The 12,771-nt window shown below is 69.8% G+C and carries 11 protein-coding genes; 6 read left to right on the top strand and 5 right to left on the bottom strand.

The features are described 5' to 3' along the window. The 3 genes from D7W79_RS28090 to D7W79_RS28080 form a co-directional block, all read left to right on the top strand. The coding region (locus D7W79_RS28090) for a 3-dehydroquinate synthase (RefSeq protein WP_244222004.1) at nucleotides 1–1,027 on the top strand (1,027 nt) is incomplete at its 5' end. After that, a complete protein-coding gene (locus D7W79_RS28085; protein WP_120528471.1) occupies nucleotides 1,024–2,319 on the top strand; it encodes a 3-phosphoshikimate 1-carboxyvinyltransferase in 1,296 nt (431 codons plus the stop codon). The genes D7W79_RS28090 and D7W79_RS28085, both read left to right, overlap by 4 nt. Before the next feature lie 86 nt (nucleotides 2,320–2,405). Then, complete coding sequence (locus tag D7W79_RS28080; protein ID WP_120528467.1) at nucleotides 2,406–3,710, top strand: citrate synthase; 1,305 nt, start codon at nucleotides 2,406–2,408, stop codon at nucleotides 3,708–3,710. A 78-nt stretch (nucleotides 3,711–3,788) separates the two neighbouring features. Here the strand turns inward: D7W79_RS28080 and D7W79_RS28075 are convergent, their stop codons facing one another. Then, nucleotides 3,789–5,606 (bottom strand): AMP-dependent synthetase/ligase, encoded by a 1,818-nt coding sequence (locus D7W79_RS28075; protein ID WP_208729857.1) that lies wholly within the window; start codon nucleotides 5,604–5,606, stop codon nucleotides 3,789–3,791. A gap of 95 nt (nucleotides 5,607–5,701) precedes the next feature. Here D7W79_RS28075 and D7W79_RS44310 point away from each other — a divergent pair, with 95 nt between their 5' ends. The 3 genes from D7W79_RS44310 (at nucleotide 5,702) to pyk (ending at nucleotide 8,595) form a co-directional block, all read left to right on the top strand. Beyond that, a complete protein-coding gene (locus D7W79_RS44310; protein WP_167497748.1) occupies nucleotides 5,702–6,058 on the top strand; it encodes a hypothetical protein in 357 nt (118 codons plus the stop codon). Between the two features lie 129 nt (nucleotides 6,059–6,187). Continuing rightward, nucleotides 6,188–6,985 carry a bifunctional nuclease family protein gene (locus D7W79_RS28070; RefSeq protein ID WP_120528466.1) on the top strand — a complete coding sequence of 266 codons (798 nt, stop codon included), beginning with the start codon at nucleotides 6,188–6,190 and terminating at the stop codon, nucleotides 6,983–6,985. 209 nt (nucleotides 6,986–7,194) lie between these two features. Next, a complete protein-coding gene (pyk, locus tag D7W79_RS28065) occupies nucleotides 7,195–8,595 on the top strand; it encodes a pyruvate kinase (RefSeq protein ID WP_120528465.1) in 1,401 nt (466 codons plus the stop codon). A gap of 34 nt (nucleotides 8,596–8,629) precedes the next feature. Here the strand turns inward: pyk and D7W79_RS28060 are convergent, their stop codons facing one another. From D7W79_RS28060 to D7W79_RS28045, 4 genes are read right to left on the bottom strand one after another with little or no spacing between them, the layout of a single operon-like run. Next, nucleotides 8,630–9,295 carry a DUF7986 domain-containing protein gene (locus tag D7W79_RS28060; RefSeq protein ID WP_120528464.1) on the bottom strand — a complete coding sequence of 222 codons (666 nt, stop codon included), beginning with the start codon at nucleotides 9,293–9,295 and terminating at the stop codon, nucleotides 8,630–8,632. 20 nt (nucleotides 9,296–9,315) lie between these two features. Further along, entirely contained in the window at nucleotides 9,316–10,443 is a 1,128-nt protein-coding gene (gene carA / locus D7W79_RS28055; RefSeq protein ID WP_120528463.1) for a glutamine-hydrolyzing carbamoyl-phosphate synthase small subunit, read from the bottom strand. Beyond that, the gene (locus tag D7W79_RS28050; protein ID WP_208729855.1) at nucleotides 10,443–11,744 is read right to left on the bottom strand and encodes a dihydroorotase; all 1,302 of its coding nucleotides are present in this window, start codon (nucleotides 11,742–11,744) and stop codon (nucleotides 10,443–10,445) included. Before D7W79_RS28050 ends, carA begins: the two co-directional genes overlap by 1 nt. Then, entirely contained in the window at nucleotides 11,741–12,634 is an 894-nt protein-coding gene (locus D7W79_RS28045) for an aspartate carbamoyltransferase catalytic subunit (protein ID WP_120528462.1), read from the bottom strand. Before D7W79_RS28045 ends, D7W79_RS28050 begins: the two co-directional genes overlap by 4 nt. Between the last annotated feature and the right edge of the window lie 137 nt (nucleotides 12,635–12,771).

Genomic DNA, 12,771 nt, shown 5'->3' with positions numbered 1-12,771 from the left:
CTGGGGTTCCTTCACGAAGCTCGTCTCCCGCCTGCCCGAAGGCAGCGTCGCCGTGGTGGATCGCACCGTCGCGCGCTTCCACCCCACGCTCCTCCCCGCCATCGAGGCCCGCAAGCCGCGCGCCATCATCCAGCTCGTTGGTGGTGAGCGCGCCAAGAGCCTCATCTCGCTGCAGAAGGTGCTCGCGGGCGGCATCACGCTGCCGCGCTCCGGAACGCTCGTCGCCGTGGGCGGTGGCACCGTGGGCGACGTGGCCACCGTGGCCGCGCACCTGCTCAAGCGCGGCGTGCGGCTGGTGCAGGTGCCCACGACGCTGCTCGCGGCGGTGGACAGCAGCCTGGGCGGCAAGGGCGCGGTGGACCTCGTGGTGCGCGGCCGCGTGGTGAAGAACCCCGCCGGCGTCTTCCACTACGCGGATGAGACGTGGCTGTGCCCGGAGCTGTACGCCACGCTGTCCGACGCACAGGTGCGCGAGGGCTCCATCGAGGCGTGGAAGATGGTCGCGTCGCTGGATGCGCCCCTCTTCAAGCGCTACGTGCGCACGCCGCCGTCGCTGGAGAAGCTGGTCAAGGACGCGCGCGGCCTGAAGGAAGGCGTCTGCGCGAAGGATCCCTACGAGCACCAGGGCCTGCGCCGCGTGCTCAACTTCGGCCACACCTTCGGCCACGTGCTGGAGAGCCTGTCTCGCTTCAAGCTGTCGCACGGCGACGCGGTGGGGCTGGGCATCCTCTGGGCCCTGGACGTGGGCCGGCACCTGGGCATCACGCCAGAGCCGGTGGCGCATGAAGTGGAGCGCGCGCTGGCGCGAGGCCCGGGCGTGCTGGGCCGCGACCGCGCCGCGGAGCTGGCCCACCGCGCGTCGTTGAAGGACGTGGCCGCGCTCCTGGACGCCGACAAGAAGGCCGGCGCCAAGGGCGAGCTGCGCATGGTGCTGCTCACCGCCGTGGGCACCGCCGAAGTCGTGGATGTGATGCCGAAGACGTGGCGGGCCCTGTGGCCCGCCTGGACCCGTGGAGCCCGCCCTTGAGCCACGCCTCGCCGAGCCGTCTCACCGTCGACCCGAGCGCCTTGAGCGCCTCACCGCTCACCCCGCCCGTGTCGAAGTCGGACGCCCAGCGAGCCCTGGTGTTGGGACACCTCACCGGCGCCTGGCCACTGCCGTCGGTGCAGGCGGAGTCGGACGAGGACCTTCCCGCCGACGTCCGCGTGCTGCGCCAGGGCGTGGAGGCCCTGCGCCTTCCCCCCGGCCCCGTGCGTGACGTGGACTGCGCGGACGGGGGCGCCCCCTTTCGCATCCTGGTGACGCAGGCCGCGGTGACGCCCGGCGCGCGCGTGCGCTTCACCGGCACGCCCCGCCTGGGCGAGCGCCCGCACGGCCCGCTCTTCACGTCGCTGAAGCAGGCCCTGGGCCCCGCGGGCCTGACGCTCACCGAAGGCACCCCGTGGCCGGTGGAGCTGCACGCGCCCCAGGACACGGCGAAGCTGGCGCCGGTGTTCCGCGTGCCGGGCGCGCAGAGCAGCCAGTACGCCTCCAGCCTGCTGCTGGGCTGCGCGGAGCGGTTCCTGCGGGAGCAGCGCGCGTGGAGCGTGGAGATCGAAGGCACGCTCACCAGCGCCGGCTACATGGACCTCACGGTGGCGTGGCTGCGCCGCTTCGGCTTCACCGTGGAACAGTCCGAAGGTCACTATTCCGTCACCGCCTATCAGGCGCCTGAATCCGTCCCATCACTGCCGGGCGATTGGTCGTCCTTGGGCTACCTGGTGCTGATCGCCTGGCGCACGGGTGGAACGGTGGAGCGCGCGGAGCCCCAGAGCGCCCACCCGGACCAGGCGATCCTCCGGCTGGCCGCTGAAGTGGGCCTGAGGATGATCCCCGCCGGAGCGCCCAATACGTGGCGCTTCGAGGGTGACGCCACGGGCGAGCTGCGCGCTTCCGGCAAGGAGTGCCCGGACCTGCTGCCCACGCTGGCGGCGCTCGCGTGCGTGCTGCCCCGGCCCACGACGCTGTCGGACGTGGGCATCCTGCGGGTCAAGGAGAGCGACCGGCTGGAGGGAATCCGCACGCTGGTGGCGGCCTACGGCGGGACCACGGAGCTGTCGGCCGGAGCGGACGGCGAGACCCTGCGCATCGTCCCGCCGAAGGTGAAGCCCTCGCGGTTCGCCATGGACAGCCGGGGTGACCACCGCCTGGCGATGTCAGCGGCCACCCTGTGTGTGCTGTCCGGGGTGCCTCTGGATCTGACGGGGCCGGAGTGCGTGGAGAAGAGCTTTCCGGGCTTCTGGCGGCAGCTGGCGCGCTCCGGCGTCCGCTATTCCTGAGCAGGAGGGCGGACCGGAAACTTCGCCTCTCGGACTTATCGTTCTTTTTTGTTGAAAGCCTCCGCCGCCCTGTGAAATCTCCGCCCATGCCCAAGGACACGCTGACCGTCACCGACAATCGGACCGGGAAGACGTACGAGATCCCGATCGAGAACGGCTGTATCCGCACCCCCGACCTGCGCCAGATCAAGACCGGCAGCGACGACTTCGGTCTGATGGGTTACGACCCCGCGTTCCTGAACACGGCGAACTGTAAGAGCGCCATCACGTTCATCGACGGTGACAAGGGCATCCTCGAGTACCGCGGCTACCCCATCGAGCAGCTCGCGGAGAAGTCCACCTTCCTGGAGGTGGCCTACCTGCTGCTCAAGGGCCAGCTGCCCACGCAGGCGGAGCTGGACAACTTCACGCACAACGTGACGCACCACACGCTGGTGCATGAGAACATCAAGTCCTACATGGACGGGTTCCGCTACGACGCGCACCCCATGTCCATGCTGGGCTCCACGGTGGCGGCGCTGTCCGGCTTCTACCCGGACGCGAAGAACATCCGCGACGCGCGCAGCCGTGAGATCCAGATCACGCGCCTCATCGCGAAGATGCCCACCATCGCCGCGTTCTCGTACCGGCACTCGATGGGCCTGCCGTACGTCTACCCGGACAACGACCTGTCCTACGTCGCCAACTTCCTGGCGATGATCAAGCGCATCGGCACCACGACGTACAAGGTGCACCCCACACTGGAGAAGGCGCTCGACGTCCTCTTCATCCTGCACGCGGACCACGAGCAGAACTGCTCCACCACGTCCGTGCGCACGGTGGGCTCGTCGCAGGTGGACCCCTACTCCGCGGTCGCCGCGGGCGTGGGCGCGCTCTACGGCCCGCTGCACGGTGGCGCCAACGAGGCGGTGCTCCGCATGCTCCGCGAGATTGGCACCAAGTCCGCCATCCCGGAGTTCATCAAGCAGGTGAAGGGCGGCGAGGGCGAGAAGAAGCTGATGGGCTTCGGCCACCGCGTCTACAAGTCCTACGACCCGCGCGCCAAGGTCATCAAGCGCGTGGCGGACGAGGTCTTCGAGGTCACGGGCAAGAACCCGCTGCTGGAGATCGCGCTCGAACTGGAGCGCATCGCGCTCGAGGACGAGTACTTCGTGAAGCGCAAGCTGTACCCGAACGTCGACTTCTACTCGGGCCTCATCTACGAGGCGATGGGCTTCCAGGCGGAGATGTTCCCCGTCCTGTTCGCCATCCCCCGCACGGTGGGCTGGTGCGCGCAGTGGGAGGAGATGGTGACGGACAACGAGCAGAAGATCGCCCGTCCCCGTCAGGTCTACACGGGCTCCGCCCGCCGCGACTACGTGGCCCGCGAGAAGCGCACGAGCGCCAAGTAGCCACCGGCGCCAACAGCCGCTGAAGCACGAAGGGGCGCGGGACTCGAAGCTGAGTCCCCCGCCCCTTTCGCTTTGCCCCTACCCGTGGGCGGCGGCGCCGGCCGGGTCGCTGTAGAGCGCTTCGATGACGTCCGTGTACTTCTGCTCCACCACCTTGCGGCGCATCTTCATGCTGGGCGTGAGCTCGCCGCCGTCGATGGAGAACTCCCCCGGCAGCACGCGGAAGCGCTTGATGCCCTCGAAGCGCGACAGCTTCGGGTTCACGTCCCGCTCGATGGCCTCGTGCAGGTGCTGCTGGAGCCGCGGGTCGTTCACCAGCGTGGCCACGTCCTCCGGCCAGCCCTTCTCCCGCGCCAGCTTCCGCACCCGGTCCGGCTCCAGCGTCAGGAGCGCCACCAGGTAGTTGCGCCGGTCGCCCACCACCAGCGCGTGCCCCACGGGGGACACGGCCTTGATCAGCTCCTCGATATTGGCGGGGGACGTCTTCTTGCCGCCGGAGGTGACGATGATCTCCTTCTTGCGCCCGGTGATGCGCAGGAACCCCTCCGCGTCCAGCTGCCCCACGTCGCCCGTGTGCAGCCACCCGTCCGCCAGCAGCTCCTGCGTGGCCTCCGGGTTGCGGTGGTAGCCCAGGCACACGTTGCCGCCCCGGACGAGGATCTCCCCGTCCTCCGCGATGCGCACCTCCACGCCCAGCATGGGGCGGCCCACCGTGCCCAGGCGGGCGCACTCGGCGGTGCTCACCGTGGCGGGGCCGGACACCTCCGTCATGCCCCAGACCTCCAGGAGGACGACGTCGATGGAGGCGAAGAAGTCCAGCACGTCCCGGCCAATGGGCGCCGCGGACGTGGAGAACAGCTTCGCCTTCTCCAGGCCGATGCGCGTCTTCAACGGCTGGAACACCACCCGCTGGGCCAGCGCGAACTTGGCCTCCATGAAGGACGGCACGCGCTCCTGGTTCAGCACGCGCGTGTTGCGCTCCAGCGCCGTGGCGCGGGCCCACTCCACCAGCCGGCGCTTGAGGGGCGGCTGCGCGGCGAGCCCCTCCTCCGCCTTCGACTTGAACTTCTCCCAGACGCGCGGCACCGCGAAGAAGATGGTGGGGCGCACCTCCGTGAGGTTCTTGCCCAGCGCGTCCAGCGAGTCCGCGAAGTACACCTGCGTGCCCATGAGCAGCGGGCTGTGCAGGGAGACAATCTGCTCCGCGATGTGCGACAGCGGCAGGTATGACACCAGCCGCTCGTCCTCCATGTCCCGGAAGCCCATGGTGTCGCCCAGCTGCTTCGACGTCCAGGCCAGGTTCCGGTGGCTGAGCGCCACGCCCTTGGGCTGGCCGGTGGTGCCGGACGTGTAGATGAGCGTGCTCAGCGCGTCCGGGTGGAGCGAGTGGACGCTGTCCCAGTAGGGGTCTTCATCCTGCTTCGCACCGGAGGCCAGCACGTCCGCGTAGCGCAGCACGCCTTCGGGCAGGGGCGTGGGCGCGTCCACGATGATGAGGTGCTTGAGCGCGGGCAGGCGCTTCTGGACCTCCAGCCCGGTGGCCAGATGCTTCGCGTTCTCCACCAGGAGGAAGCGCGCCTCGCAGTGGCCCAGGATGTAGACGAGCTGCTCCACGCTGCTGGTGGTGTAGAGCCCCACCGGCACGCCGCCCAGGGCCATGGCCCCCAGGTCCGCGACGTGCCAGGCCTCGCGGTTGAAGCTCAGGATGCCCAGCGGGTCGCCTTCCCGGAACCCCAGCGCGTGCAGCCCCAGGGCGAAGCGCTTGACGCGCTGGGCATAGTCGAACCACGAGGTGGGGACATAGGCGCCTCCATGCCGGGACCAGAGCGCCGGGCGGTGTTCCAGCCGCGCGGCCTGGTCATGGAGCGCATGCAGCATCGTCTTGGGCAGGTCCATCCGGCGGAACGTAGTGGAAGCGCACTGCCCGTTCCACGTCTCCCCGTCTCAGCCGTTGACAGCATGTTCACCGGCTTTGTATGCCGCGCCCGACCATGAGCATCGACTTCACCTGCCAGAAGTGCGAGGCCAGCTTCGAGTTGGAAGCCCAGGACCTCATCGAGGGGACGGAGAAGATTGTCTGCCCCCACTGCGACGCGAAGGCGCCCGCCAACCTCACGGATGACTTCGTCGCCGCGCTCACGGAGATGCGCGCGCAGATCGCCATCCTGAGCAAGAAGTTCGCGGTGACGATGACGCTCGAGGCCGAGGAGCTGGAGGACGAGCTCGACGACGAGGACGAAGACGAAGAGGAGGACGACGAGGACGACGTCGACGAGGACGAAGACGACGAGGAGTCCGAGGACGACGAGGACTACGACGACGAGGAGTCCGAGGAAGAGGACCGCTAGCCGTCTCGTGCCCCCTCTTCCCGCCTGCCCGGCCGCTCTCCAACCGGGTGGGCCAGGGCCCGGGGGCCGCTCGCGACAGGGGGAGGGCGGTGCCCTCCCGGTGAAGGGCGAGGTGCGTAGCTTAGGGATGTGAAAACGTCCAACCGCGCCAATTTCTTCGTCGCTCCGTTCACGGCCGTGGTGCTGGCGCTGGGGGGAGCGTTGTTCCTTCCCGCGTTCGGGATCCCCGGCGCCATCGCCGCCTCCGAGAAGGCGGAAGGGAAGAAAGAGAAGCCCTGCATCACCGAGAAGGGCAGTGACCCCAAGGCCTGCTCGGAGCTGGTGGAGCTGGAAGTGAAGGACGTGGTGCCCTTGATGGAGGCGCAGACGCACGCCGTCGTGCTGACCACCAAGGACGGCGAGACGGTGCTCCCCCTCTTCGTGGACGAGGGCGCGGCGGTCTCCATCGCCTTCCGCCTCGCGGAACGGCCGCCTCCCCAGCCGCTGTCGCAGGACCTGCTGGACGACGTGGTGTCCAAGCTGGGCGGCAAGGTGACGGAGGTCCGCATCGACGACCTGCGCGACAACGTCTACTCCGGGCGCGTCTTCCTGCAGCAGGGCAAGAAGGAGGTGGCGCTGGACGCCCGGCCTTCCGACTCCATCGCCATGGCCATGCACAGCCAGGCCCGCATCCGCGTGACGCGCAAGGTGCTGGCGCTGGCGGGCATCACCCGCGCGGAGATTGAGGCCCTCCAGAAGCAACAGGACCTGGGCGTGGGCGGCAGCGGCCAGGGCGGAGAGGACATGGGTCCCCTGCCCCCGCCGCCTCCCATGGGCCCCAGCGCCGGCCATCCGAAGCCGCCGTCGGAGGACATCGGCATGGATCACTCCGTCAAGGACGAGCCGCTGATGGCGCCCATGGGCAAGGGTCAGGAGATCGACCTCTAGCTGCCTGGAAGCCACGCCCTGGAACGATGAAAGCCCGGCCCCCCCTCCCAGGGTAGCCGGGCTTTCTTCGTCTCAAGCGTCTGAGAGAGCCACGAATGGCGTGCGCCAGCGCGCGGTCACTTCCCGCCCGGCGCGTGGGTCGAAGAGTTAGTCCTTCGGGCGCAAGCCTGTCAAGCCGCCCACCCCGTAGGGCTAGGATGGGCGGTCCTATGCGCAAGGCGAAGATCATCTGCACGCTGGGTCCGGCATCGGACTCGAAGGAAGTCATCGAGGGGCTGGTGAAGGCGGGCATGAACGTGGCCCGGCTCAACTTCTCCCACGGGACGCACGACGAGCACCGCCAGCGTGTCCTGCGCATCCGCGCGGTGTCGAAGAAGCTGGGCGTGCCGGTGGCCATCCTCCAGGACGTGCAGGGCCCCAAGGTACGCCTGGGGCGCTTCGAGGGTGGCCAGCTGATGGTGAAGGCCGGCGACACCGTGACGGTGACGACGCGCGCGGTGCTGGGCCAGGGGAACGTCATCCCCACGCCGGTGCGCTCGCTGCCCCGGGACGTGGAGAAAGGCCACGAGGTGCTCCTGGACGACGGCCGGGTGCGCCTGCGCGTGCTGAAGGTGAGCGGCCAGGACGTGTCCTGCCGTGTGGAGGTGGGCGGGCTCCTCAAGGACCACAAGGGGCTCAACCTGCCCGGCACGGCCATGTCGGTGCCCACGCTGACGGAGAAGGACAAGGTGGACCTGGCCTTCGGCCAGGAGGTGGGCGTGGACTACGTGGCGCTGTCCTTCGTGCGCACCGTCCAGGACGTGCGCCAGGCGCGGGCGCTGGTGGCGAAGCGCAAGACGCCGCTCATCTCCAAGATCGAGAAGCCTCAGGCGGTGGAGAACCTGGAGGCCATCGCCGCGGAGTCGGACGGGGTGATGGTGGCCCGCGGCGACCTGGGCGTGGAGATGCCGCTGGAGCAGCTGCCCGCCATCCAGAAGCGCGTCGTGCGGGAGGTCAACCGCATGGGCGGCATCGTCATCGTCGCGACGGAGATGCTGGAGAGCATGGTGCTCAACGCCCGGCCCACGCGCGCGGAGGTGTCGGACGTGGCCAACGCCATCCTCGACGGCGCGGACGCGGTGATGCTCTCCGGTGAGACAGCGGCGGGCCGCTATCCGGTGGAGGCGGTGGCCACCATGGCGCGCATCGTGGAGGAGACGGAGCGCACCAGCCTCATCCCCCTGCTCTACTCTCCCTTCGAGCGCTCGGAGGACCTGGGCACCGGCGTCGCCGCGGCGGCGGTGGCCGCGTCCCGGCAGCTGAACATCGGGACCATCATCGCGTACACGGAGAGTGGCCACTCCGCGCGCCTCATCTCCGAGTTCCGCCCCGGCGCGCGCATCCTCGGACTGACGCCCAACGCGGACACGGTGAACCGGATGGCGCTGTACTGGGGCGTGACGGGCCACCTGGTGAAGCGCGTCAGCTCCACGGAGGCCATGCTCAAGCAGGTGCGCCGGCTCTGCCAGGAGCTGCGCTTCTGCGAACCGGGCGCGCCCTTCATCCTGGTGGCCGGCGTGCCGCTCAACGTGCCGGGCAACACCAACATGATGAGCATCCACCGCGCTTGAGCCGCTCGCGGTGGAGGCCTGGAGCGGAAGGGCCCTAGAGGACCTTCTGCTCGAAGTCGTAGAGCTTCTCCACGGAGAGCTGGCGGTAGCGCTCCACGTTGAGGGCCCGGCGGGCGCACTCCCACACCAGGTCCTTGGCGGGGCGCTCCGGCTCCTTCTTCTTGCGGCGCTTCACCTCGGCCTTGATGGCCTTCAACGCCATGGCCGGGTGGTAGCAGAAGGCCGAGGAGAACAGCAGGTGGCCGCCGAAGGGGACGAGGCGCGCCTCCAGCACGTCGCCCGTCTCCAGGCCCGCGATGTGACGGCGCTCCGTCACGTCGAAGTCCTTGCCGGAGAAGAGCTCGCGCAGGCGCACCATGCCCTTGGCCAGCTTGCGCACCTCGAAGAGGCCGTGGACCGTCTCCGTGAAGCTGCGGAAGGCGTTGGCCTCCTCCGGGGCGGCGGACTTCTGGCGCTCCTCGTACAGCTCCGCGGCCGGCGTCTTGCCTGTGAGCGGCGAGACGCGGTCGTAGAGGTAGTAGTCCAGGAACGACGCCATCCTCAGCTCGAAGAACTTGTCGTCCTCGAAGACTTCGCCGGTGAGGCGGAAGTACTCCGCCTTCGCCTCCAGGAGGTCCGGCTTGCGCGCCTCCGAGCTGCCGAAGGCGATGAGCTGGTCCAGGTACGGCTGGTACGACAACGGGGTCAGCGCGGTGTCCATGGCCGTTGCGAGCTTTCTTCCTACGAACCCGCCATCAGCGTCGCGAAGCGGCTGAACAGGTAGCGCGCGTCGTGAGGGCCGGGCGAAGCCTCGGGGTGGTACTGCACGCTGAAGGCCCGTGCGTCCGGTACGGCCAGGCCCTCCACCGTGCCGTCATTCAGGTTGATGTGCGTGACGACGGCCTTGCCCTTGAGGCTGGCGTCGTCCACCGCGAAGCCGTGGTTCTGCGCGGTGATCTCCACCTTGCCCGTCGTGAGGTCCTTCACGGGCTGGTTGCCGCCGCGGTGGCCGAACTTCATCTTGTACGTCCGGCCGCCCAGCGCCAGGGCCATGATCTGATGCCCCAGGCAGATGCCGAACACCGGCACCTTGCCCAGGAGCGCCGCCACCGTGCGGTCCGCGCCCTTCACCGCGGCCGGGTCGCCCGGGCCGTTGGCCAGGAAGACGCCGTGCGGCTTCTTCGCCAGCACCTGCTCCGCCGTGAAGTGCGACGGCACCACCGTCACGCGGCAGCCCACGTCCACCAGGTACTGGAGCATGGAGCGCTTGAGGCCGTAGTCGTACGCGATGACGTCGTACTTGAGCTCCGGCTCCGGCTGCTTGTCGCCCGTGGCCAGGAACACGTCCGGCGTCGGCGTGGTGAAGAGGTAGGGCTCCTTGCAGGACACGCCCGTGGCCAGGTCCAGCCCTTCCATGCTCACGGCGGCGCGCGCGCGTTCCGACAGGGCGGCCGCGGACACGTTCTCCGTGGAGATGATGCCCGTCTGGGCGCCGTGCGTGCGCAGGTGGCGCACCAGCCGGCGGGTGTCCACGCCCTCGATGCCCACGCGCCCGTGGCGCGCGAGGTACGCGTCCAGCGTCTCCTGCGAGCGCCAGTTGGAGGGCGTCTTCGTCAGCGAGCGCACCACCATGCCCACCGCGTGTGGAAGCCCCGCCTCCTCGTCGCCCGCGTTCGCCCCGATGTTGCCCATCTCCGGGTACGTCATGGTGACGATCTGCCCCACGTACGAGGGATCCGTGAGGATCTCCTGGTAGCCGTACATGGACGTGTTGAAGACCACCTCACCCACCGTCTCGCCGGAAGCGCCAAAGGCGCGTCCCTCGAAGGTGGTGCCATCCGCCAGTGCGAGCACCGCCCGCTTCGTCATCACCGCGACTCCTTGAGCTGACCGTCCTCGAACACACACCGGCCGCCCACCCACGTCTGCGTCACGCGACCCTTCAGCGTGCGCCCGTGGAAGGGCGTGTTGCGACTGCGGGAATAGAACCGGTGGGCATCCACCGTCCACTCCTCCAAAGGCGACAAAAGCGTGATGTCCGCCGGGGCACCAGGCGCCAGGTGACCGCCCGGCAGGCTGAATACCCTCGCCGGCCCGTCCGACAGCAACTCCACCGCCCGGCGCGGGGTGAGCACGCCCTCGTGCACCAGCGCCATCGTGAGCCCCAGGGCCGTCTCCAGCCCGACGATGCCGTTGATGCCCTTCTCGAACTCCACCAGCTTGTCGGACACGCCGTGCGGCGCGTGGTCCGTGGCGATGGCGTCCACCGTGCCATCCACCAGCGCGTCACGCAGCGCCTTCACGTCCACGTCACTCCGGAGCGGCGGCGCCATCTTCGCGTGGGTGTCGTAGTCCCCCACCGCCCGGTCATCCAGGGTGAAGTGGTGCGGCGCCACCTCGCAGGTGACGCGCAGGCCGCGCTTCTTGGCCTCGCGGATGAGCCGCACGCTGCCCTCGCAGGACACGTGCGCCACGTGCAGGCGCCCCTTCGTCTCCTCCAGGAGCACCAGGTCGCGCGCCACCATGGCGACTTCGGCGGACGCGGGAATGCCGCGCAGGCCCAGCCGCGTGGACGTGGCGCCCTCGTGCATGGCGCCACCGGCGGAGAGCGTGAGGTCCTCCTCGTGCACCATCACCGGCACGTCGAACTGCGTGGCGTACTGGAGCACGCGGCGCATCAGGGCCGCGTTCATCACCGGGCGGCCGTCGTCGGTGAGGGCCACGCAGCCGGCGGCAATCAGCTCGCCCGCCTCCGACAGCTCCTCGCCCTTGAGCCCCTTGGTGATGGCGCCCGCCGGGTACACGTGGCACAGGGCCGCGTCCCGCGCGCGCGACAGCACCAGCTCCGTGACGAGCGCGCTGTCGTTCACCACCTTGGTGTTGGGCATGGCCACGACGCCGGTGAAGCCGCCCGCCACCGCCGAGCGGCAGCCGGTGAGGACCGTCTCCTTGCCCTCTTCGCCCGGCTCGCGCAGGTGCACGTGCAGGTCGATGAAGCCCGGCACCAGCCACTTGCCCGTGGCGTCCACCACGCGCCCGTCCTGGGGCGCGGGCAGCGCGGCTTCCGACACCTGCGCCACCCGGCCGTCCGTCACCAGCACGTCGCGGACGCCGTCCACGCCATTGCGCGGGTCGATGACGCGCGCCCGCTGGAAGAGCACCGTGGTCATGATGCGCAAGCCTCCAGGATGGCCCGGCGCACCGCGACGCCGTTGGCCACCTGTTCCAGGATGACGCTGCGGGGCCCGTCCGCCACCGCCGGCGACAGCTCCACGCCGCGGTTGATGGGGCCCGGGTGCAGCACGGGGGCGTCCGGCTTCATCCGCTCCGCGCGGGCGGGCGTCAGGCCGAACAGCCGCGAGTACTCCCGCTGGGACGGCAGGAAGGCTTCCGACATGCGCTCCGTCTGCAGCCTCAGGCACATCACCGCGTCCGCCTGGGGCAGCACGGCGTCCAGCTGGTGCGTCACCTCTCCGCCCATCTCCTCCAGCCCTGGCGGCAGGAGGGTGGGCGGCCCGCAGAGCACGACCCGGGCCCCCAGGGCCTTGAGGCACACGAGGTTGGAGCGCGCCACGCGGCTGTGCAGCACGTCACCGACGATCAGCACCGTGCGCCCGTCCAGCCGGCCCCAGCGCTGCCGCAGCGTGAAGGCGTCCAGCAGGGCCTGGGACGGGTGCTCGTGCGCGCCGTCGCCCGCGTTGACCACCGCGCACTTCACGTGCCGGGCGACGAGGTGCGGCGCGCCGGAGGAGCGGTGGCGGATGACGATGACCGAAGGCCCCATGGCCTCGATGTTGCGCGCGGTGTCCAGGAGCGTCTCCCCCTTGGACACGGAGGAGCCCGCGTGGCTCCAGTTGAGGACGTCCGCGCCCAGCTTCCGCGCGGCCACCTCGAAGGAGGAGCGCGTCCGGGTGGAGTCCTCGAAGAAGAGGTTCGCCACGACGCGTCCCCGCAGCACGTGCGAGGCATCCGGTCCGCCGGGCAGGTGCGCCTGGGCGCGGTCGAGCAGGGCTTCCAGCTCGTCCCGCCGCCAGCCTGCGATTCCGAGAAGATGTCTCATGGGCCGGGGCCGCCGCGTACCGCGCGCCGCACGTTGCGTCAAGCACGGCGCGTGGTGGCGACCCGGCCAGCGTCCGTCAGCGCACCGGTTCGAAGAAACGGTCGACCCGCAGGCCCGTGCCGCCAAACAGGTTGCCC

The sequence above is a fragment of the Corallococcus exercitus genome (assembly GCF_003611585.1).
Taxonomy (GTDB): Bacteria; Myxococcota; Myxococcia; order Myxococcales; family Myxococcaceae; genus Corallococcus; species Corallococcus exercitus.
Note: the sequence above shows the minus strand (reverse complement) of the source record. Positions and strands in the feature narration are given on the sequence as shown.